The following is a 20,032-nucleotide window of genomic DNA, read 5'->3' as shown; positions in this document are numbered from 1 at the left end:
AAAAACCGTCAATTTGCGCAAATCGTCAACATGATTCCAAATATTCGACAATCATCAAAATTGACGACAATTCAGAGGGGCTATTCAATCCGCTTCAACCGCTCGACGACGGCCCGCCGCGTCCCGTCGATATGATCGGCTAGAACCCGGCCAGCGCGGGCTGCATCGCGGACGATCGCCGCGTCGAGCAGCTCCTCATGCTGCTGGGCGAGATGAACCTGCGCGACCGGATCGCGGCCGGCGAGGCGGCGGTATCGGTCGAACTGGTCATGCAGCACGGCGCAGAAATGCAGCGTCCAGGGCGAGCCGCAGGCGGCGATCAGCGCATTGTGGAAGGCGCGGTGGCGAAGCTCCCATTCCTCCGGCACGGCGTCCTCTTCTGGCGCGGCTTCCTGGCGCCCGAGCCGGCGCAGGCGATGATGGGCGAGGACGATTCCCTCCTCCCAGGCCTCGTCTCCGGCGCGCACCGCCGCCTCGATGGCCTGGCTTTCCAGTTCGATCCGCAGCCTGGCAATGTCCTCGAAATCCGCCAGCGAGATCGGCGGGACGCGAAAGCCCCGATTGATCTCCTGCAACACCAGCCGGTCGGCGGCGAGCCGCGAGAGCGCCTCGCGCAGCGGGCTGGTCCCGATGCCGTAGCGCGCCTGAAGCTCGATGAAGCGCAGCCGCGAGCCGGCCTGCAGCGCGCCCGAGATGATATCCGCCCGGAGCAGGCGGAATGCGTCGGCCGATACGGCTTCCTCGGCCTCGCGTGCCGGAATCGCTTCCCCCATGGCCCTTCCTTTCGCGCGGCATTTCAGCCGCTTCACCTGAATCTGTGGAGAATCGACAATACGGGGATTTCCCGATGGGTTGTCGATAATGTCGAGTTGCTGCTAGGATTTCATCCAACCCGACCACCGAGAATCCTGATGCAAGTTCCCGTGCGCTCCGCCGAGTTGCAACTCCAGCCTGTCGACATGGTGCTGTCTGGCGGCCGAATCGTCAACGAAGACGGTGTGATCGAAGCCTCCATCGCGGTGGATCGTGGCCATATCGTCGCGATCGGCGAAGACCGGCTGATGCCACCGGCTCGAGAGCGGATCTCGCTGGCCGGGCTGCATGTCCTGCCGGGTGCGATCGACGTCCATGTCCATTTCCGCGAGCCCGGCATGCCGCGGAAGGAAGACTGGGCGACGGGAAGCGCCGCGGCGGCCGTGGGCGGCGTCACGACCGTCTTCGACATGCCCAACACCGTGCCGCCGACCGATAGCCTTGAGAGTTTCCAGCTGAAGCTCGGCGCGGCGAAATCGAAATCGGTTGTCGATTTCGGCCTCTACGGCCTTTTGGGCGAGCACAATCTGGGCAATTTGGAAGAGCTCGCGAAAGCCGGCGCCATCGGCTTCAAGCTCTTTCTCGGCAATACGACCGGCGATCTGCCATGTCCTTCCGACGGCGCGGTGCTGGAAGGCTTCGAGATCCTCGCCGAACTTGGGCTGCGCTGCTCGATCCATGCCGAGAACTCGCCGATCCTGTTCTGGCGGCAGAACAAGCTGAAGGCGGCCGGGCGCAATGACGTGCTGGCGCATCTGGCGGCCCGCACTGACGTGGTTGCGGTCGAGGCCCTCAACCGCGCCTGCACCTTCGCCGAATGGACCGGCGCGCGCATCCATATCGTGCATGAGAGCTCGGCCCGCTCGCTGCCCTTCATCCATTTCTGGAAGGAGCGGGGCGTCGACCTTACCGTCGAGACGCTGCCGCAATATCTCTATCTCTCGGCCGAAATGATGCTGGAGCTCGGCGGCGAGGTTCTGCGTATGAACCCGCCGATCCGCGAGGCGGCGCAGCAGGCGCCACTCTGGGCAGCGCTTGCCGACGGCACGATCGACATGATCGCGACCGACCACGCGCCGCATGCGATCGACGAGAAATACGGTTCCAACATCTGGGATCTCGCCTGCGGCTTCCCCGGCGTCGAGACGCTGGTGCCCTTGATGCTGACCGCAGTTGCGGATCGCCGGCTGTCGCTGGAGCGCGTCGCGACGATCACATCCGCCGCGCCGGCCCGCGCCTTCGGGCTCTATGGCCGCAAGGGCGTGATCCGCGTCGGCGCCGATGCCGATCTTGCCGTGGTCGATCTGAACAAGCAGGCGACGCTTTCCGCCAAAGCGCTGCATTCGCGCGGCAAGGTTTCAGCCTATGAGGGCAGGGAAGTGAAGGGCGTTCCCATCATGACCTTCGTGCGCGGCCGCATGGTGGCGAAGGACGGCGAGATCGTCGCAGAGAAGGGCTGGGGCCAGCTTGTGCGGCCGAACATGGCATCGCCGGCGCCGCGCAACCTCAACACGACGATGAAGGCGATCCTCGATCCCGACCAGCGGCCATGGGGCTGATGCGATCGGGCCGAAGCCGATGAGCGCGCGCCTGCGGATCGGGCTGATCGGGGCGGGCGCGATCGGCGCCTTCCACGCGCGCATTCTCGCGGAAAGTGCCGACGCGGAACTCGCCGCCATTTGCGATGTCGATGTCACGCGGGGCCGGGATCTGGCGGCCCGCTTCGGCGGCGCCGCGTTTTCCGATGCCGCCGCCATGTTCGCCGATCTGCCGCTCGACGGCGTGATCATCGCCAGTCCCGAGACCGTCCATGCGGAGCATGCGCGACTCGCCGCCGCTGCCGGCGTGCCGATGCTCATCGAGAAGCCGCTCGCGCCCGATCTCGCCGGTATCGCCGAAATCCGCGCGACGGCGAAGGCCGCCGGTGTCCCGGTCATGGCCGGCCATGTCGAACGCTTCGAGATCGGCGCGGCACAGTTGAAGGCGGCGGTGGCGGAGGGCATCTGCGGGCGCGTCGTGACGATCGCGGCGCGGCGGCAGTTCGTCGCCGCCGATACGCCGCGCTTCAAGGGGCTTTCCACCACGCTGCGCATCCTCGGCGTGCATGATTTCGACCTCGTCGCCTGGATCCATCCCGTGCCGGTCGTTGAGATCTATGCGGCGGCGGGACGAGGCCGAATCTTCGAGGAGACCGGCCTCGACGATCATGTGATGACGACGATCCGTTTCGCCGACGGCGCGATCGGCCTCGTCGAGAGCGGCTGGACGCTGCCGGCTTCCTATGGCGTCTTCGCGACGCCGGCTTCCTGGTCGCCCGCCGGCAACAATAGGCTCGACGTGTTCGGCTCGGCCGGCATGGTTTCCAACGATATGAGCCTGCGCGGCCAGCAGCTCATCGCCATCGACGAGGCTGCAGGGTTCCGCGCCGCCGGCCTCCGCCACCAGCCGGTCCTGAACGGCCGTGTCACCGGCGCGCTCGCCGAAGAGGTCGCCGCCTTCCTGCGACTGATCCGCGACGGTGGCGAACCGATCGTCGGCCTCGACGACGCCGAGCGCGCCGTGCGCCTCACCGTCGCCGCCGAGGCGTCGCTCGCGAGCGGCCTGCCGGTCCGGCTGGACGGCTGAGATGGCGCGCTATGACGGCCCGGTCGTCGATGCGCACCATCATTTGTGGAGTGATGCGCCGGCAAAATATCCATGGCTTGCTGCCGAACCGGCCCTGGCGTGCCCCTTCATGGCGGATGACTATTTCGCAGCCGCCGCCCCGAACGATGTGGTCGCGACCGTCTGGATCGAGGCCTGCGCGAGCGATCCTTTGGCCGAGGCGAAGGCCGCGGCCGCGCTGCATGCCGCCGAACCCCGGCTGGCGACAGCGATCATCGCCCATGCACCGCTCGACGCATCCGACCTCCCGGAACGTCTGGACCGCCTCCAGGACGCCGCACAGACCTTGCGCGGCATCCGCGATATCGTTGCTGTGCGTCCGGGCCATTCGAGCTTCGCGCGCCACCCCGACCTGCTGCAACGCCCGGCCTTCGCCGCCGGTTTGCGTGAACTGGCGCGCCGCGGTCTTTCGTTCGACCTGATGCTGGAGCCCTGGCAGATGGACGGGGCGCTGGCGCTTGCCGCTGCCATTCCGGATCTTCCATTCATCATCGAGCACGCCGGAAGCCCGGATTTCTCGACAACGGAAGGAACGGCGCTCTGGCGAGATGCCATGCGCCGCGCGTCGGCCCTGCCCAATATCGCGGTGAAGATCTCGGCCCTACATTGCCGGATGCCCGGCTGGACGAACGCGGCGCTGGCGGAGCCGATCCTGTCGCTTGTGGAATGGTTCGGTGTCGACAGGCTGACCTTCGCCAGCGACTTTCCGGTCCACGACCGGACCGTGCCCTTCGCAGACGCTTATCAGACGTTTCGCGCAGCGGTTGCCGATCTCTCTGCGGATGGGCAGCGAGCGCTCTTCCACCAGACTGCACGGAACCTGTATCGACTGTAGCAGCGTGAGTGACGCTTCGGTCGGAAGGAACGAAACGCCGTCATACGATCGTGCCGCCATCGACCAGCATGTCCTGGCCGGTGATGTTGCGGGCCGCATCGGAGAGTAGGAACAGGACTGCGCCCGCTATGTCCTCCGCGGTGCTCATGCGGCCGAGCGCCGATGTCGCGGCGAAGCGCGCGACCCGCTCCTCGTAGGAAATACCTTCCAGCGCCGCTTCCTCGCCGAGCTGGCGCGTCAGGCGCGGACCCTCGACGCCGCCGGGCGAGACCATGTTGACGCGCACGCCTGCGGCTCCAGCCTCCAGCGCCGCCGATTTGGTGAGGCCGCGCAGCGTCCATTTGGTGGCGCCGTAGAGCGAGGCGTTGCGCACGCCCTTGAAGCCGAAAGTGCCGCCGATATTGACGATCGCGCCCATTTTACGCGCGATCAGTTCCGGCAGCATCGCCTTCATGACGAGGAAGGTGCCGAGCACATTGACGTCGAAGAGCTCGCGGAAATCCGCGGTCGTGTGCTCCCAGAGCTTCTTGCCGGTCGGCCCGGTGACCCCGGCGACATTGACCGCGCCGTAGAGACTTGGTCCGAATGTTTTCGAGGCTTCGGCTACGGCGGCCAGCACGTCGGCTTCGTTCGTAACGTCGGTGCGCAGGGCCAGCGCCTGCCGCCCGAGCTCGCGGATTTCCCCAGCGATCGCCTCGATCGGCGCCATGTCGCGGCCGATCAGCACGAGATCGCCACCGGCCGCCGCGATGGCGCGGGTGATCGCTCCGCCCATGCCCTTGGCTGGGCCGGTGACGAGGATGGCGCGGCCTTCAAGCGGCAGGGACATGATGTTGTTCTCTAGTTGCGCCAAGCGGTGAAGCGCTTCTCGACGGCCGTGGTCGCCGAGAAGATGAGAAAGGCGAGCAGCATCGAGACCACCACGGCGGCCCAGAGCAGGTCGTTCTTGCGATAGGACGCGGCATCGAGGATCAGCGTGCCAAGCCCCGGCGCGCCGGAGAGCCATTCGGCGAGCATGGCCGAGAGAATGGCGCTGGTCGCCGCGCTGCGGAGCCCGGCGAAGATGAAGGGCAGGGCAAAGGGGAAGCGCACCTTGAGGAAGGTCTTGGAAGCGCTGGCACCCAGCACATGCATCAGTTCCAGCGCATTCTTCCGCGTCGAGGAGAAGCCCTTCATGGCGTTCACCATGATCGGGAAGAACGAGACGATGACGACGACCGCGATCGCCGTGCCGATGCCGCGCCCGAACACCATGATCAGGATCGGCGCGATGGCGAGCACCGGCGCGGTGCGGAGGCCGATGACGATCGGCAGCACGGCATGGGTCGCCTTGTCCGAGGCAACGAAGAGCGCGGCGAGGCCGATGGCGATGACGAAGGCGACGGCGAGGCCGGCGGCGGCGTTCCGCAGCGTGAAGAAGACGGCAAGGCCGATCTTGCCGGCATTGGCCTCGAAGGCGGATAGCGCTGCCTCGGGTGGCGGCATGATGTAGGGCGGCACGGAAAACGCCATCACCGCAAGCTTCCAGAGGCCGATCAATATCGCGGCGAACAGGAGGGGACCGAGCGCCGAACGGAAGGCGCGGGCGGCGGGCCGGGCCTCGGCGAGCGCGATCTCAGCCATGGGCCGCCCCTCCGCCGATCGGAGCCTGCCTGCCTCCGATGACGATCCGCTCGGCCAGCGCGACCAGCCCATAGGCGGTCGTGGCGACGAGGCAGACGGCGACGATGGTCAGCCAGGCGAGCGGCACGTCGAAGGAGAACAGAGCATAGGTCATCATGATGCCAAGGCCGCGATCGGCGCTGACCCATTCGGCGATCAGCGCGCCGAGCACCGAGAGCGGCGCCGCGATCTTCAACGCCGAAAAAAGATAGGGAAGGGCGGAAGGGAAGGAGAGCTTCCAGAGTCGCTGCCAGCGGGAGGCGGCGAGGATGTGAAACAATTCGGCGACATTGCGATCGATTGCCTTGAAGCCCTGCACGACCCCGACGATAAGCGGAAACAGCGCCGCGATCGTCGCGATGACGATGCGCGAAGCAAGGCCGTTGCCGACCCAGACCATCAGGATCGGCGTGAGCGCGATCAGCGGTATCGAATCGACGACGATGGCGAGCTTCAGGATCGTCGTCTCGGATCGCCGCCACGAAACCGCGATGGCGCCGAGCGTCAGCGCGATCGCCGTAGCGAGCAAGAAGCCGAGCGCCGCCGAGAGCACAGTTGGCACCATGTGGTAGAAGAGGTCGGACCAGGAGCGCGTGAACGCCTCGGCGATCTCGGACGGCGCCGGCACGGTGATCGGCAGGAAGCCGGCCATCTTGACGATCTGCCAGACCAGAATGAGCCCGACGATGATCGCCGCCGGCGCCGCGATCGCCGAGACGCTGCGGCCCGGCCGTGTGCTGCCGGTCAGCGCCGCGCCCTCAGACATCGGCGGCCTCTGGCGCGTCCCTCAATTCATCGCCGAACAGTGCTGCGCGCACCGCATTTTCGAGCCGGTTGAAGGCAGACGTCTGCAGCATGGCGAGATGGCGCGGGCGCGGCAGATCGACATCGATGGTCGTTACCAGACGGCCGGGATGGGCGGCGAGCACGTGAACCTGATCGGCCATGAACACGGCCTCGCCGATCGTGTGCGTGACGAGGATCGCCGTCGTGCCGGTCTCCTCCCAGATGCGCAGGAGCTCCATATTCATACGCTGGCGCGTGATCTCGTCGAGCGCGCCGAAGGGTTCGTCGAGCAGCAGCACCTTGGGCCGCAGCGTCAAGGCGCGGGCGATCGAGACGCGCTGCTGCATGCCGCCGGAAAGCTGAGCCGGCTTGGCATTTTCAAAGCCGGAGAGGCCGACGAGGCGGATCAGATTCTCCGGGCGTGGCCCATCGCCGATCGGTCCGCCGGCGATCTCCAGCGGCAGGGAAATGTTATCGAGCACGCTGCGCCAGGGCAGCAGGCTCGCATCCTGGAAGACGAAGCCGATCTCATGCTTCAGACGCGCCTCGCCGGGCGGCTTGCCACCGATCGTGATCGCGCCGCTCGTCGGCGCCAATATGTCGGCGACGAGCCGCAGCAGCGTGGACTTGCCGCAGCCCGACGGCCCGATCAGAGCCGAGAAGCTGCCCGAGGGAAAAGTCAGCGAAATGTCGTCGATCGCCCGGACCGACTTGCGGTCGATCTCGAAATCCTTGGTGACATGGTCGAGGACGATGGCGGTCATGGCTCAACATTACTCCGGATGACCGTCGGCGGTCCTTAATCCGCTGAATCCTCCCGCAAAGGGATTCATCAGCAAGAGGAGGCCTGCCCCGTCGGGACAGAGCCTCCAACCCTCGTCCAGTCCTCCGTCATCCCGACGAAAGCCGGGATCCATGCAGCCTGAAGCGTTCAGATGTTTTGTGCCTCGGCTGAATGGATCCCGTGTCAGGCACGGGATGACGGCGGAGCATGGAGCGACGGCAGCACCTCGACGCTTTGCAGAGGAATCCTCAATGGGAGGCTCCTAACGCATCACTTCCCGTGGGCGGCGGCGATCAGCTTCTGCGTGACCACGTCCTCGACCTTGACCTGGCCTTCCTTCAGATCGCCGGCCTTGATCGAGAACTCGATGCCCTGCTGGAACACGGAGGGCTCGATCCACAGGAGGCCATGCGTCGCCGCGTCGCCGACCGGGATGAAGTCCTTGTAGACGCCGGCTTCCACCGTCTGTGCCTTCAGATCGAGGCCGCGCTGGCCATATTTGTCGACCATGAGCTTGGCCATGGCGTCGGGATTGTCGAGGAACCACTGCCAGCCCTTGATCTCGGCCTTGAGCCAGCGAGTGATCAGATCGGCCTTGGTGTCGATCGACTCGTCGGTAGCGTAGAGCACGCCGGCATAGCCCGGCAGGCCGAGGTCGTTCATATAGGCGACCTCGATGTCGACGCCGCGCGTCTTCAGCATCACGCCCTGGTTGGTGGCCCAGCCATAATAGCCGTCGACCTGGCCGGCCGCGAGCATGCCCGGATCCGTGCCGACGGGCACATAGTTGACCGAGGACGGGTCGAGACCGGCCGCCTTCATCAGCACGTCCATCTGCGGACGCGTGGCATTCGGCAGGGCGATCGTCTTGCCGGGGAAATCGGCCAGAGTCTTGATCGGCTTGGAGGCGAGCGACATGATCGCGCCCGGCGCCTTCTGCATGATCGCGGCGAAGGCCTTGACCGGCACGCCGCTGATGCGGGTGCGGATTACGCCCTCGACGTCGCTGTCGGAGGTCATCGCCTGGCCGCTCACGACGACGGCCGTGCCGTCCGTGCCGGGGCCGCCGGCGAGGAATTCGGCGTCGATGCCTTCGGCGGCGAAATAGCCCTGGTCGATCGCGGCGAAATGGCCGCCGAACTGGATCGACTTGATCCAGCCAAGCTGATGCACGAAGGCGTCGGCCGCATAGGCCCTCTTGGCCCCGAGCGACATGGCGCCGGGCGCGACGAAGACGCCAGCCAGCAGGCCGCCGCCGGCCTTCAGAAGCGAACGGCGGTTGAGCGCGGGCATGGCAAGCGAGGCAGTGTTCGCGACAAAGGGCAGTTTCTTTTCGGTCATGGCGAGCCTTTCTGGCGTCCCTTCTGGAAGTGACTACTGGCCAAGACAGCAATCTCTGTGCCAAAAGAAACGCGCCGAAAGCGGACTTTCTACAAAATGACGTTTTGCCGACAATTATCGGCAATGTTGGAAAAGTCGGCAGATGTCTCTTTTCTGGGCAGAATCATCATGTCGATAGGCGCCAATGGCATCGAGCATCACGTCGCTCTAGCGGGGCCGGCTGACGGCCCGCCTGTCCTGCTGGTCCATGGCCTTGGTTGGGACCATACGCTGTGGATCGGTCAGATCGAGACTCTGGCCGATCTCGGTTGGCGTGTCATCGCGCCCGACCTGCGGGGCATGGGGCTGACCGAGAAGCCGGAGGCACCCTATTCGATCGACCTCTATGCGCAGGATATGATCGCCGTCCTGGACGCGCTCGGCGTGGAGCGTTTCGCAATGGCCGGCTTTTCGCTGGGCGGCATCATCGCGGCCGCGATGCTGGGCCGCGTTCCGGAGCGGATCGCGGGAGCGGTCATCGCCTGCTGCGGCGTCCATTCGACGGCCGCAGGCGAGGTCGGCACCGAGGCGATGCTGGCGCGTGCCGAAGGTCTGGGTCCGCTAGCTTTCGCGGGCGAGCAGGCGGCGGCGATCTGGCATCCGGACTGGGCGGCGTCTCATCCTGCTGAGGTAGAGCGCTTCATCCACTGGCGTGCGGCTATGGATCAGGCAGCGCTTGTCCGCGCCTTCCGGTCCAGCTACGGCACCGACTATCGGCCGGTCCTCGACCGGACGCGCGTGCCCGTCCGTTTCATTGCTGCCGACAGCGATCCCTTCGCCTCGGTTGCGACGCTGCGGGACCTGCAGGCCCGAGTTGCGGGCTCCGATCTCGTTGTGATCGAGGAAGCGGGCCACATGGCACCCATCGAGCAGCGCGCGGCCTTTGACGCAGCGCTGGTGGATTTCCTCGATCGGGTGCCCGTCAGCGGGGCATAGGCGCCGGCGCCGTGCTGCCGCGTTCCAGCCATTCGCTGGCGAGCACGGTGCGCTCGGCGAGCGCGGCCTCGCCGGCTATGGCCTTCAGCAGCCCCTGCGCGGCCGTCGCGCCCATGCCGACCGTGGGCTGGCGGATGGTAGCAAGGCCGGGACCGCAGAATTCGCCGACCGCCGCGCCGTCGAAACCCATCACCGAAACCTCGTCGGGCACGGCGACGCCTGCCCGCCGGATCGTGTGCATGAAGGCGATGGCGATGTCGTCGCTGCAGCAGACCACGGCGGTAGGACGTTCGTCGAGGCCGAGAAATTCCGCCGCGGCGGCGCTGCCGCAGGCGAAGCCTTCGCGGAATTCATAGGACTGCCCGAAGCGCCGGACGGCAGCCTCGCCGAGGCCCGCCTCGTCCAGCGCCTCCACCAGACCGCCATAGCGCTCGACATCGTGGAAATTGCCGATCGGCCCGGCCACGTAATAAAAGTGGCGATGGCCAGTCGCGATAAGCCGGTGCGTCGCCTCGCGCATCGCCTCTCGCTCGTTCGTCACGACGCTGGGCACGCCCTTGCCGGTCAGATCGAGCAGCACCGAGACGATCGGGATGCCGGCGTCCGAGAGCGTGCGGTTGCCGTGGCGCGGGAGTTCGGAGGCGAGAATGATCGCGCCCCGTATCGTGCCGCCGAAAGCGAGGTCGAGAATGTGCCGTTCCGTTTCCTCGTCGCGATCGAGATTGGCGATGAGAAGATGGAATCCGGCCCTCGTCAGTTCGGTGTCGACGCCCTCCAGGACCTCGGAGACGGTCTGCGAGGCGCCATAGAACAGCGGGCCGGGCAGCACGACCATGACGATGTCGGATCGGCCGACGCGCAAATTCCGCGCCGCGGCGTTGGGGGTGTAGCCGAGCTGCTCGGCCGCCGCCGCAATGCGCTGGCGCGTTTCCTCATTGACCCTGCCCGGATTGGCGAGCGCGCGGCTCACCGTCGAGACGGCGACGCCGGCGAGGCGGGCGACGTCGCTCATCAACGGGCCGGCGCCCTCATGCGTTCCTGCCGTTCTCTTCTTCATGACCCCATTCCACGCGATTCGGCGGCTCGCCGAAACCGATATCGGAATTTTCTGGCAATCGATTGCCAAAACCCGTTGCACATTTTCCGGACTCGGCTAATCTAGGTGCATGGCAATCGATTGCCAACCCATAACGCATTGATTTTTAAATGATCCAGCCGAGGCCGGATCGCGGATGTCCGCTGCGCGGGCGCCGCCTGCATGGATGGAAGAGACGATGGTCGAGGCAAAGAAGCTGAAATTCGGCGTGGATCTGGTGACGTTTTTCCACCCCGATTTCTGGGGCGTCGACAGCTATGACGCGATCATCGCTCATGCGAAGGCCGAGCCGCGCGCGTTCTGGGACAAGATCCTCGACGCAATCCAGGCATCGGGCGTTACCGGCGTCGAGCCGACCTTCTCGCCGTTCAACTGGCGCGATGCGGTGAAGACCTATGGTTCCGTCGAGGCCTTCGCCGCCGAGCTTTCGAAGCGCGGCCTGTCGCTCGCCTCGGGCTTCTTTGCCGAGTTGGAGCATGGCGCCTCGATCGCTGATCCCGCCGTGCAGGCGAAGATCCTGGCGAGCGCCGGCGACTATGCCGCCTTCATCAAGGCCTGCGGCGGCGAGGCGATGGTCATCGGCCTGCCGATGCGCCAGACGCCGGGCGCCGAGCCCGTCCAGTTCGTTGATTGGAAGGCTGCGACGGAACTCGCTGATTTCCTGAACCGCCTCGGCGCGCTGACGGCGAAGCACGGCATCAAGCTGGCGCTCCATACCGAGGCGCATTCGATGTTCTGTTCGAGTCGCGACGTCGATCTGTTTATGCTGCTGACCGACCCGGCCTATGTCCATTTCTGCCCGGATACCGCCCATCTGATCGTTGCCGGCGCCGATCCGCTCAAGGTGATCGAGCGCCATCGCGAGCGCATGGTCATCGCGCACTGGAAGGATGCGATCGGGCCGATGCCGGCGGATACGCCGATCGACGAGAAGATCCACGAGCGCCACAGGCCCTATTTCTGTGGCTTCGGCATTGGCCGCGTCGATTGGCACGCTTTCGTGAAGCTGCTGCGCGACACGCAGTATGAAGGCTGGGCGATTCTCGAGCTCGACGCGGCCCCCGATCCGATCGCCGACATCGCCGACGGCCTTAAATTCATCCGTACGGCGTTGGCGCCGACCTACATCTGATCCCATCCGGAGGCGGCGCCTCCGCCGCCTCCTTCAGCAAGGCCCCGCAAGAGGGCCCCATCCTTGCAGAGGTGAATTCATGACGAGACTGACGAAAGCCCTTCTTTGCTGTTCCGCGCTGCTGATCGTGTCCTCGGTTCATGCCGACGACAAGCTGCCGGCCGAAGTGATGCATTCCTGGACCTCGGGCGGCGAAGCCGCCGCGGTCAAGGTCATTATCGACGAGTTCAACGCGCGCGGCGGTGAATGGTCCGACGCCTCGATCGCCGGCTTCGAGAGCGCCAATGCCGCCTATACGAGCCGCATCCTTTCCGGCAATCCGCCCACCGCCCGCAGCGTCATCTTCGGCCTCGACCAGCGCGAATTGATGGAGCAGGGCCTGCTCAACAATGTCGACGCGGTGGCGACGGCAGGCAAATGGCCGGACGCGGTTCCCGCCAATCTCTATGCGACGCTCGGCTATGACGGCCATATCTATCTCGCGCCGATCTCCATGCATGGCGAGAGCTGGATGTTCTATTCGAAGCCCGTCTTCGACAAGGTCGGCATCGCCGCCGAACCGGCGAGCTGGGACGAGTTCTTCGCTGACATGGACAAGATCAAGGCGGCGGGCCTCGTGCCGATCGCCTGGGGTGGCCAGGCCTGGCAGGAAGTGAAGGTCTTCAACGCGATTCTGCTGTCGCAGGTCGGCGTCGAGGGTTTCGGCAAGGTCTATGCCGGCGACGAGGCGACCCTCAAGTCGGACGGTTTCAAGAAGACGGTCGAGATCTTCGGCAAGATGCGGGACTATGTCGACGCGTCCTCGCCGGGCCGCAACTGGAACGACGCCACGGCCATGGTCATCTCCGGCAAGGCCGGCGTCCAGTTCATGGGCGACTGGGCCAAGGGCGAGTTCATCAATGCCGGCAAGACGCTCGGCACCGACTATGGCTGCGCGCTGGCGCCGGGATCGGACGGCATGGTCATCATCGGCGATGCCATGGCATTCCCGAAGACCGGCAAGGCCGAGCAGGACAAGGCGCAGGCGCTGCTTGCCGAGGTGATCATGGATCCGAAGATCCAGGTCGAGTTCGCCAAGAAGAAGGGCTCGTTCCCGGTCCGCAAGGATGTCGACACTTCCAGCCTCGACGCCTGCGCGCAGAAGGGTGTGGCGCTGCTCGCCGCTGGCAAGGTCGCGCCGGAGCACGCGATCATCATCACCCCGGCCAAGGTCGGCGCCGTCACCGACCTGATCGGCGAGTTCTGGGCCAACCCCGCCATGAGCGGCGACGAGGTGGTGGAGAAATTCACCGCCGCGGTCACCGAGGGCTGATCCCGTGGCTGCCGGGCAGGACGCCGCCCGCCTCTTGCCCAGCCGCGACCCGGCCTCGCCCGCGAAGGGGCGAGGCGCTGGCCGACCCAGGCGCCTCCGCGCGGCGGTCGCCTTTGCGACCCTGGTGCCGACCTGGATCGTTGTCCTCGTCGTCTATGTCGGCACCATGCTCTGGTCGGTGCAACTCTCCGTCACCAATTCGCGCATGCTCCCATCCTCGACCTATGTCGGTTTCGAGCAGTACCGGAAGCTCTTCGCCACCACGCGCTGGCTCATCTCGCTGCAGAACCTCGTCATCTTCGGCGTGCTGTTCATCGCCGGCTGCATCGTGGTCGGAACGCTGCTCGCCATCGCGCTCGACAGGAAGATCCGCTTCGAGAATGCGTTTCGAACCGTGTTTCTCTATCCCTATGCCATGTCCTTCATCGTCACCGGCCTTGTCTGGCAATGGCTGATGAACCCCGAACTCGGCATCCAGACAACGATGCGATCCCTCGGCTGGACCAGCTTCACCTTCGACTGGATCGTGAACCGCGACCTCGCCATCTATGCCGTCGTGCTCGCCGGGCTCTGGCAGGCGTCGGGACTCGTCATGGTGCTGATGCTCGCCGGGCTTCGCGGCGTCGACGGCGAGATATGGCGGGCTGCCCGCGTCGACGGCATCCCGACCTGGCGCATCTATGCCTCGATCGTCCTGCCGCAGCTCGGCCCGGCACTGGCCACCGCCGTGACCCTGCTCGCGATGGGAGTCGTCAAGACCTACGACCTCGTCGTGGCGCTGACCAATGGCGGCCCCGGCTCCTCGTCCGAGGTGCCGGCGAAATTCATCATGGACAATCTTTTCGGCCGCCAGAATCTCGGCCTCGCCACCGCCGCCTCGACCATCATGCTGATCACCGTGCTCGCGATCCTGGCGCCCTATGCCTATGCGCAGTCGATGCGCGCCCGCCGGGCGAGAGGAGGGGTCTGATGGCTGCCATGCCGCATCCACGCGGGCCGAAGCCGGAGGGCGTGACTGCCGGGCGCGCCGGGCTCTACGCCTTCCTCGCCGTTTCGGCCGCGTTCTTTCTGCTGCCGGCCTATGTGATGGTCGTGACGTCGCTGAAGACGATGGACGAGATCCGGCTCGGACGCATCTTCGCGCTTCCCGCCCATTTCGATCTCTCGGCCTGGGTCACGGCTTGGTCCGGCGCCTGCACGGGCCTCACCTGCAACGGCATCGGCGCCGGTTTCTGGAACTCGGTCAAGATCACGGTCCTCTCTGTCGCCATTTCGGTGATCGTCGGCGCGATCAACGGCTATGCCCTGTCCTTCTGGCGCCCGGCCGGTGCGAAGCTGGTCTTTGGCCTGTTGATGCTGGGCGCCTTCCTGCCGTTCCAGATTTTCATCTATCCGCTGGTGCGCGGCTTCGCGGCGATCGGAATCGCGGATTCGCTCGCTGGCGTCGTGCTGGTGCATGTGCTGTTCGGCCTGCCACTGGTGACGCTGCTGTTCCGCAATTACTACGCCGCGATTCCCGTGGAGCTGTTCAAGGCGGCGCGGGTCGATGGTGCCGGCTTCTGGCGGATCTTCCTCGAGGTGATCCTGCCGATGTCGACGCCGATGATCGTCGTGGCCTCGATTTTCCAGACGACGGGCATCTGGAACGACTTCCTGTTCGGCCTGATCTTCGCCGGCCGCGACAATCTGCCGATGACCGTCCAGCTCAACAACATTGTCAACACGACGACGGGCGAGCGCTTCTACAACGTCAACATGGCCGCGACCCTGCTCGCCGCCCTTGTCCCGCTCGTCATCTATTTCGTCTCGGGACGCTGGTTCGTGCGCGGCATAGCCGCCGGCGCCGTGAAAGGATAATCCATGGCCGTCGCAACGATCCCGGATCCCGCCGTATCGGTCCGCGAACTCGACATCGCCTATGGCGGCGCGACGGTGATCGAGCGCCTCTCGCTCGATATCGCGTCGGGCGAATTCCTGGTGCTGCTCGGCCCGTCCGGCTGCGGCAAGTCTACGCTGCTCAACGCCATCGCCGGCCTGATCGACATCGCCGATGGCGAGATATGGATATCGGGCCAGAACGTCACCTGGGCCGAGCCGAGCCAGCGCGGCATCGGCATGGTGTTCCAGTCCTACGCGCTCTATCCGCGCATGAGCGTCGAGCGAAACCTCTCCTTCGGCCTCCGCGTCGCCGGCCTGCCCAAGGCCGAGATCGAGACGCGCGTCGCCAAGGCGGCGGCGCTGCTGCATCTCGGCCCGCTGCTGAAGCGCCGCCCCTCAGAACTTTCCGGCGGCCAGCGCCAGCGCGTCGCCATCGGCCGGGCTTTGGTGCGCGATGTCGACGTCTTCCTGTTCGACGAGCCGCTCTCCAATCTCGACGCCAAGCTCCGCAACGAACTGCGCGTCGAGATCAAGAAGCTGCACCAGCAGCTCGGCAACACCATGATCTATGTGACGCATGATCAGGTCGAGGCGCTGACGCTCGCCGACCGGATCGCCGTGATGAGGGACGGCGTCATTCAGCAGCTGGCCTCGCCCTCCGAGATCTATCACCGCCCGGTCAACCGCTTCGTCGCCGGCTTCATCGGCGCCCCGGCGATGAACTTCGTCGACGGCGCGATCGAGACCGAGGGCGGGCCGCACTTCGTGGCCGGCGACTGGCGGCTGGACCTCGCCGCCTACCCCTTCGGCGCCGCGCCGGTGGCGGGTCCTGCGACGCTGGGCTTCCGGCCGGAGCATGTCGAACTCGCCGCTGCGCTGGATCGCCAGACGATCGCGGCGACGGTTTCCGTTGTCGAGCCGATGGGCGCCGATACGGTGATCTGGGCCGAGCATGCCGGCACGACCTTCTCCATCCGCATCATGAGCGATGTCCGCATCGCGCCGGGCACGGTCCTGTCCCCGGCCCTCGACATCGCCCGCGCCTCGCTGTTCGCAGCGGACGGCACCCGTCTCTGATCTCAACTCTCCGGAGCCTTTCCATGACCCAGCGCGTCGGCCTGATCGGCTGCGGCAATATTTCCGAAATCTATCTTTCCAATGCGGCCCGCTTTCCGGCGATCCGCTTCGTCGCCTGCGCCGATCTGAACCCTGAGGCGGCGAAGGCGAAGGCCGAGAAGCACGGCATCGCGGCGCGCTCGGTCGCCGATCTGCTGGCTGGTGACGACATCGACATCGTGCTGAACCTTACGGTTCCCGCCGCCCATGCCGAGGTCGCGCTCGCCGCACTCGCCAATGGTAAGCACGTCTATACCGAGAAGCCGCTCGCCACGACGACCGCGGAAGGCCGGCTGATCCTGGAGACGGCGAAGGCCAAGGGCCTTCGCGTCGGCGCGGCGCCGGATACCGTTCTGGGCGCTGGCGTGCAGACGGCGCGGCGCCTGATCGACGAGGGCGCCATCGGCGATATCGTCATGGGCACCGCCGCGATCCTGTCGCATGGCATGGAGATGTGGCATCCAAACCCGGACTTCTTCTTCAAGCCCGGCGCCGGTCCCGTGCTCGACATGGGACCCTATTATGTGGCGACGCTGATCACGCTGCTCGGACCCGTAGCAACGGTCGCGGCCATCGGCCGGATCGGCAATGCCGAGCGCATCGTGACGGCGCCGGATTCGCCTTTTCGCGGCAACACCATTCGGGTCGAGACGCTGACCAGCGTCCAGGCGCTGCTTCAGTTCGCGAGCGGCGCGCAGGTGAGCTTCCTCGCGAGCTGGGATGTCTGGCAGCACGGCCAGCCGCCGCTCGAACTGCATGGCACGGAAGGCTCGCTGCGTGTGCCCGATCCGAATTGGTTCGGCGGCGATGTACTCCTCGCCCGGCGCGACCAGCCCTTCGCGGCCGTTGGCACCGAAGCCATGGTCTATGGCGGCCTCAACTACCCGACCTTCGCCGGCGAAGTTGCCAACTACCGGGGCCTCGGCCTCGCCGACATGGCTGATGCGATCGAGACCGGCCGTCAGCACCGGGCCAATGGCGAAGTCGGCCTCCATGGTCTCGCGGTGATGGAGGCGATGCTGCGCTCGGCCACCGAAGGCGGCGCGACGCTCGCCATCGACGATCCCGTCGAGCGTCCCGAAGCACTCGGCGAGGTCGAGGCTGCCCGCCTAACCGGGATCTGACCCGCCCGCGCCGATTGTGATCGCCCGGCCCCCTCGGTAGAGTGCTCCGGCAGGAATGATCGGCAGCGGGGCCTTGGCATGGACGTCGGGACGGAAACGCGGCGGCGCGGCGCGGACGAGGCGGAAGGTCCCGCTGAGGACGGCGGCAAGCGCGTCCGCGGCCACGGCGCCCAGACCGTCTATGAGAAGCTCCGCCGCTCGATCCTCGATCTGTCGCTGGCGCCGGGCAGTCCGCTTGACGAGGTGAGCCTCGCCGCGGAATTCGACATGTCGCGCACGCCGGTGCGCGAGGCCATGGTTCGCCTTGCCGCCGAGGGGCTGGTGACGACGCTGCCGAACCGCAACACCATCGTCTCGCCGATCGATTTCATCCGCCTGCCGGTTTATTTCGAGGCGCTGACGCTGATGTATCGCGTCACGACCCGCTCGGCGGCGGTGCATCGCGGCGCCGGCGAGCTGTCGCGGATCAAGACGCTCGCCGATGCCTATGCCGATGCGGTCGAGCGGGGCGATGCGCTGACCATGATCGAGGTCAATCGCGAGTTCCACGTTGCCATCGCCGAAGCGGGCGGCAATCCCTATTTCACGACCCTCTTCACCCGCCTGCTCGACGAGGGCCGCCGCCTGCTGCGGCTCTATTATTCCTCCTTCGACGATCATCTGCCGCGCCAATATGTCGACGAGCACGGGGCGATGGTGGCGGCGATCGAGGCCGGGGACGCGGAGCGCGCCGATCAGCTGGCGGCTGCCCACGCCGCGCAGATCGTCCGCCAGATCCAGAGCTATATCGCCCGCGACGCGGCGGCGGGCATGGTGCTGACGGATCGCTGACGAGCGGCCGACGGGAGTTCGAGATGCGCGATTTCGGCGAGATCCTGGCGCGTGCGGCGGAGCGGAAAGGCGGGCTGGAACGGCTCGAAGCGCTCCTCGCCGGGACCCCGGTGAAATCGCCAGCCGAGATCGCGGCCATGGCGGACGCCCGTATCCTCGCGGCCATGACCCGGCGCGTCTTCAATGCCGGCTTCTCCTCCAAGGTGATCGACGCGAAATGGCCGGCGTTTGAAGCGGCGTTCCGCGGCTTTGATCCGGCCGCTTGCGCCTTCCTGTCGGATGAGAATTTCGATGCGCTTCTGCGCAATGCCGACATCGTCCGCAATGGCGCCAAGATCCGCAGCGTGCAGGCCAATGCCGCCTTTCTTCTCGATCTCGCGCGCGAGCATGGCAGCGCCGCCCGTTTCTTCGCGGATTGGCCGGATGGCGATTACGTCGGCCTGCTCGACGTCCTGAAGCGCCGAGGCAGCCATCTCGGCGGAGATTCGGGCATCTGGTTCCTGCGCATGATCGGCAAGCCGGCCTTCGCGCTGTCGCCCGACGTCGTCACGGCGCTGATCCGCGAGGGCGTCGTTGAGCGCGCTCCCGGTGGCAAGCGCGACTTCGCGCTCGTCCAGGCAGCGTTCAATGCGTGGTTGGCCGAAACGGGACGAAATCTGACGGAGCTCAGCCGCATTCTGGCGATGAGCGTCGGCGACTAGAGTCGACGTCCTTTCGCGCCGCAGCAGCGCGGTTGCCATTCTGCTGCGCCGCAAATTAACCTTAATAAAAAGTAAACTATGAAAAGGCTGCCATTGAAGCCGGCAGTGGGTCCGCCTGCCTGTTCCGGCTGTTAACGATTTGTTAAGCTTGTTTGCAATGGGGCCTGATGGCCACCCCCATTTGGAGACCAGCATGTCTGTTGCGGCGTTGGCGCCCTCGGCGCCGAGCTTCTCCGAGCGTTTGTTCAATGTTCTGGAGAAGGTAGACTACCGGGTTGCAGTAACGGAGGCGGATCGAGACGCGGTGTTTCGTCTGCGTTACGAGGCGTATGAGCGCGAAAAGGCTGTTGTGCCGAGTTTTTCCAGGCGACTCAGCGATCAATACGATGATCTAGACAATACAATGGTGGTCGCGTTGCATCTGGATGGCCGCATCGCCGCCACCATCCGCATCAGCGTGATGACGGCCGATCAGCCCGATGGACCGGATCGCGCGCCCTTTCTCGACGTTGTCGGGCCGATGCTCGACGCCGGCAAGGTCCTGATCGATCCGACGCGCCACGCGACGGACGAAGCGTTCTCGAATGCCTATCCTGGCTTGATGCCCTATCTGACGACCCGTATCGCCTGGATGGCGGCAGAGCATTTCGATGCCGATGTGATCCTCGCCAGCGTGCGGACCGAGCATCAGGCGTTCTACCGGCGGGTCTTCGGCTGCGAACTCGTCTGCGAGCCGCGCCCCTATCCGCCGCTGATCAAGCCGCTCAGCCTGATGACGCTGGATTTCAAGGCGGCGCGCAACAAGGTGCTCCACCGCTATCCATCCTTCCGCTCGACCTTGTTCGAGCGGCGTATGCTGTTCGAGCCTTTCTTTGGCGCGGATGAGGCGATCCTTCAACAGGACGCCGTCACCCCCAAGGCTCTCACCGCCTGACGCGGCGGTGGCACCCGTCCGCCTTGCTTTGAAGCTGGTGCCGCTCCG

Annotated in this window: 20 protein-coding genes; 13 read left to right on the top strand and 7 right to left on the bottom strand. The window is 65.8% G+C overall.

What is annotated here, in order from left to right; translation table 11 throughout:
• Window positions 1-80: 80 nt before the first annotated feature.
• Window positions 81-773, bottom strand: a complete 693-nt coding sequence (locus tag OSH05_RS05985; RefSeq protein ID WP_104217113.1) for an FCD domain-containing protein — start codon at window positions 771-773, stop codon at window positions 81-83.
• Window positions 774-911: 138 nt separating this feature from the next.
• On the opposite strand from OSH05_RS05985, the gene allB reads away from it, so the two are divergent.
• From allB to OSH05_RS05970, 3 genes are read left to right on the top strand one after another with little or no spacing between them, the layout of a single operon-like run.
• Window positions 912-2,372: an allantoinase AllB gene (allB, locus tag OSH05_RS05980; RefSeq protein ID WP_104217114.1), complete on the top strand. Its 1,461-nt coding sequence runs from the start codon at window positions 912-914 to the stop codon at window positions 2,370-2,372.
• A gap of 19 nt (window positions 2,373-2,391) precedes the next feature.
• The gene (locus tag OSH05_RS05975; protein ID WP_104217115.1) at window positions 2,392-3,438 is read left to right on the top strand and encodes a Gfo/Idh/MocA family protein; all 1,047 of its coding nucleotides are present in this window, start codon (window positions 2,392-2,394) and stop codon (window positions 3,436-3,438) included.
• A gap of 1 nt (window position 3,439) precedes the next feature.
• On the top strand, window positions 3,440-4,312 hold the full coding sequence (locus OSH05_RS05970) for an amidohydrolase family protein (protein ID WP_104217116.1): 873 nt from the start codon (window positions 3,440-3,442) through the stop codon (window positions 4,310-4,312).
• A 40-nt stretch (window positions 4,313-4,352) separates the two neighbouring features.
• On the opposite strand, the gene OSH05_RS05965 is transcribed toward OSH05_RS05970, so the two are convergent.
• The 5 genes from OSH05_RS05965 to OSH05_RS05945 all read right to left on the bottom strand — a co-directional run bounded on the left by OSH05_RS05965 (window position 4,353) and on the right by OSH05_RS05945 (window position 8,885).
• The gene (locus OSH05_RS05965) at window positions 4,353-5,141 is read right to left on the bottom strand and encodes an SDR family NAD(P)-dependent oxidoreductase (protein WP_104217117.1); all 789 of its coding nucleotides are present in this window, start codon (window positions 5,139-5,141) and stop codon (window positions 4,353-4,355) included.
• A gap of 11 nt (window positions 5,142-5,152) precedes the next feature.
• Window positions 5,153-5,935: an ABC transporter permease gene (locus OSH05_RS05960; RefSeq protein WP_165801427.1), complete on the bottom strand. Its 783-nt coding sequence runs from the start codon at window positions 5,933-5,935 to the stop codon at window positions 5,153-5,155.
• Window positions 5,928-6,740, bottom strand: coding sequence for an ABC transporter permease (locus OSH05_RS05955; protein ID WP_104217119.1), 813 nt, complete (start codon window positions 6,738-6,740; stop codon window positions 5,928-5,930). Before OSH05_RS05955 ends, OSH05_RS05960 begins: the two co-directional genes overlap by 8 nt.
• Window positions 6,733-7,524: an ABC transporter ATP-binding protein gene (locus OSH05_RS05950; RefSeq protein WP_104217120.1), complete on the bottom strand. Its 792-nt coding sequence runs from the start codon at window positions 7,522-7,524 to the stop codon at window positions 6,733-6,735. Before OSH05_RS05950 ends, OSH05_RS05955 begins: the two co-directional genes overlap by 8 nt.
• A gap of 290 nt (window positions 7,525-7,814) precedes the next feature.
• Window positions 7,815-8,885, bottom strand: a complete 1,071-nt coding sequence (locus OSH05_RS05945; RefSeq protein ID WP_104217121.1) for an ABC transporter substrate-binding protein — start codon at window positions 8,883-8,885, stop codon at window positions 7,815-7,817.
• A 168-nt stretch (window positions 8,886-9,053) separates the two neighbouring features.
• Between OSH05_RS05945 and OSH05_RS05940 the strand changes: the two genes are divergently transcribed.
• The gene (locus OSH05_RS05940; RefSeq protein ID WP_165801428.1) at window positions 9,054-9,860 is read left to right on the top strand and encodes an alpha/beta fold hydrolase; all 807 of its coding nucleotides are present in this window, start codon (window positions 9,054-9,056) and stop codon (window positions 9,858-9,860) included.
• On the opposite strand, the gene OSH05_RS05935 is transcribed toward OSH05_RS05940, so the two are convergent.
• Window positions 9,847-10,917, bottom strand: a complete 1,071-nt coding sequence (locus OSH05_RS05935; RefSeq protein ID WP_266352094.1) for a LacI family DNA-binding transcriptional regulator — start codon at window positions 10,915-10,917, stop codon at window positions 9,847-9,849. The genes OSH05_RS05940 and OSH05_RS05935 overlap by 14 nt on opposite strands.
• A 217-nt stretch (window positions 10,918-11,134) precedes the next feature.
• Here OSH05_RS05935 and OSH05_RS05930 point away from each other — a divergent pair, with 217 nt between their 5' ends.
• From OSH05_RS05930 to OSH05_RS05890, 9 genes are all read left to right on the top strand, one after another.
• Window positions 11,135-12,088: a sugar phosphate isomerase/epimerase family protein gene (locus OSH05_RS05930; protein WP_104217123.1), complete on the top strand. Its 954-nt coding sequence runs from the start codon at window positions 11,135-11,137 to the stop codon at window positions 12,086-12,088.
• A gap of 79 nt (window positions 12,089-12,167) precedes the next feature.
• Window positions 12,168-13,400 carry an ABC transporter substrate-binding protein gene (locus OSH05_RS05925; protein WP_104217124.1) on the top strand — a complete coding sequence of 411 codons (1,233 nt, stop codon included), beginning with the start codon at window positions 12,168-12,170 and terminating at the stop codon, window positions 13,398-13,400.
• A gap of 34 nt (window positions 13,401-13,434) precedes the next feature.
• Window positions 13,435-14,370 (top strand): carbohydrate ABC transporter permease, encoded by a 936-nt coding sequence (locus OSH05_RS05920; RefSeq protein ID WP_407660382.1) that lies wholly within the window; start codon window positions 13,435-13,437, stop codon window positions 14,368-14,370.
• The gene (locus OSH05_RS05915; protein ID WP_104217125.1) at window positions 14,370-15,257 is read left to right on the top strand and encodes a carbohydrate ABC transporter permease; all 888 of its coding nucleotides are present in this window, start codon (window positions 14,370-14,372) and stop codon (window positions 15,255-15,257) included. Before OSH05_RS05920 ends, OSH05_RS05915 begins: the two co-directional genes overlap by 1 nt.
• A gap of 3 nt (window positions 15,258-15,260) precedes the next feature.
• Complete coding sequence (locus OSH05_RS05910; protein WP_104217126.1) at window positions 15,261-16,355, top strand: ABC transporter ATP-binding protein; 1,095 nt, start codon at window positions 15,261-15,263, stop codon at window positions 16,353-16,355.
• A 23-nt stretch (window positions 16,356-16,378) separates the two neighbouring features.
• Window positions 16,379-17,518, top strand: coding sequence for a Gfo/Idh/MocA family protein (locus tag OSH05_RS05905; RefSeq protein WP_104217127.1), 1,140 nt, complete (start codon window positions 16,379-16,381; stop codon window positions 17,516-17,518).
• Between the two features lie 78 nt (window positions 17,519-17,596).
• The gene (locus tag OSH05_RS05900; protein ID WP_104217128.1) at window positions 17,597-18,349 is read left to right on the top strand and encodes a GntR family transcriptional regulator; all 753 of its coding nucleotides are present in this window, start codon (window positions 17,597-17,599) and stop codon (window positions 18,347-18,349) included.
• Window positions 18,350-18,372: 23 nt separating this feature from the next.
• Window positions 18,373-19,050 carry a DNA-3-methyladenine glycosylase I gene (locus OSH05_RS05895; protein WP_104217129.1) on the top strand — a complete coding sequence of 226 codons (678 nt, stop codon included), beginning with the start codon at window positions 18,373-18,375 and terminating at the stop codon, window positions 19,048-19,050.
• Between the two features lie 193 nt (window positions 19,051-19,243).
• Window positions 19,244-19,984, top strand: coding sequence for an N-acyl amino acid synthase FeeM domain-containing protein (locus OSH05_RS05890; RefSeq protein WP_133163036.1), 741 nt, complete (start codon window positions 19,244-19,246; stop codon window positions 19,982-19,984).
• The last annotated feature ends 48 nt before the right edge of the window (window positions 19,985-20,032 follow it).

Origin of the sequence: Kaistia algarum (genome assembly GCF_026343945.1) — a bacterium.
Classification (GTDB): Bacteria; Pseudomonadota; Alphaproteobacteria; order Rhizobiales; family Kaistiaceae; genus Kaistia; species Kaistia algarum.
This window is presented reverse-complemented; position numbering and strand designations above follow the sequence as displayed.

Excerpts from the sequence above, each read along its gene's own strand:
- OSH05_RS05955 (WP_104217119.1), bottom strand. The coding sequence starts at position 6,740 with ATGTCTGAGGGCGCGGCGCTGACCGGCAGCACACGGCCGGGCCGCAGC.
- OSH05_RS05915 (WP_104217125.1), top strand. The coding sequence starts at position 14,370 with ATGGCTGCCATGCCGCATCCACGCGGGCCGAAGCCGGAGGGCGTGACT.
- allB (WP_104217114.1), top strand. The coding sequence starts at position 912 with ATGCAAGTTCCCGTGCGCTCCGCCGAGTTGCAACTCCAGCCTGTCGAC.
- OSH05_RS05950 (WP_104217120.1), bottom strand. The coding sequence starts at position 7,524 with ATGACCGCCATCGTCCTCGACCATGTCACCAAGGATTTCGAGATCGAC.
- OSH05_RS05965 (WP_104217117.1), bottom strand. The coding sequence starts at position 5,141 with ATGTCCCTGCCGCTTGAAGGCCGCGCCATCCTCGTCACCGGCCCAGCC.
- OSH05_RS05970 (WP_104217116.1), top strand. The coding sequence starts at position 3,440 with ATGGCGCGCTATGACGGCCCGGTCGTCGATGCGCACCATCATTTGTGG.
- OSH05_RS05925 (WP_104217124.1), top strand. The coding sequence starts at position 12,168 with ATGACGAGACTGACGAAAGCCCTTCTTTGCTGTTCCGCGCTGCTGATC.
- OSH05_RS05935 (WP_266352094.1), bottom strand. The coding sequence starts at position 10,917 with ATGAAGAAGAGAACGGCAGGAACGCATGAGGGCGCCGGCCCGTTGATG.
- OSH05_RS05900 (WP_104217128.1), top strand. The coding sequence starts at position 17,597 with ATGGACGTCGGGACGGAAACGCGGCGGCGCGGCGCGGACGAGGCGGAA.
- OSH05_RS05975 (WP_104217115.1), top strand. The coding sequence starts at position 2,392 with ATGAGCGCGCGCCTGCGGATCGGGCTGATCGGGGCGGGCGCGATCGGC.
- OSH05_RS05945 (WP_104217121.1), bottom strand. The coding sequence starts at position 8,885 with ATGACCGAAAAGAAACTGCCCTTTGTCGCGAACACTGCCTCGCTTGCC.
- OSH05_RS05905 (WP_104217127.1), top strand. The coding sequence starts at position 16,379 with ATGACCCAGCGCGTCGGCCTGATCGGCTGCGGCAATATTTCCGAAATC.
- OSH05_RS05890 (WP_133163036.1), top strand. The coding sequence starts at position 19,244 with ATGTCTGTTGCGGCGTTGGCGCCCTCGGCGCCGAGCTTCTCCGAGCGT.
- OSH05_RS05910 (WP_104217126.1), top strand. The coding sequence starts at position 15,261 with ATGGCCGTCGCAACGATCCCGGATCCCGCCGTATCGGTCCGCGAACTC.
- OSH05_RS05930 (WP_104217123.1), top strand. The coding sequence starts at position 11,135 with ATGGTCGAGGCAAAGAAGCTGAAATTCGGCGTGGATCTGGTGACGTTT.
- OSH05_RS05940 (WP_165801428.1), top strand. The coding sequence starts at position 9,054 with ATGTCGATAGGCGCCAATGGCATCGAGCATCACGTCGCTCTAGCGGGG.
- OSH05_RS05985 (WP_104217113.1), bottom strand. The coding sequence starts at position 773 with ATGGGGGAAGCGATTCCGGCACGCGAGGCCGAGGAAGCCGTATCGGCC.
- OSH05_RS05960 (WP_165801427.1), bottom strand. The coding sequence starts at position 5,935 with ATGGCTGAGATCGCGCTCGCCGAGGCCCGGCCCGCCGCCCGCGCCTTC.
- OSH05_RS05895 (WP_104217129.1), top strand. The coding sequence starts at position 18,373 with ATGCGCGATTTCGGCGAGATCCTGGCGCGTGCGGCGGAGCGGAAAGGC.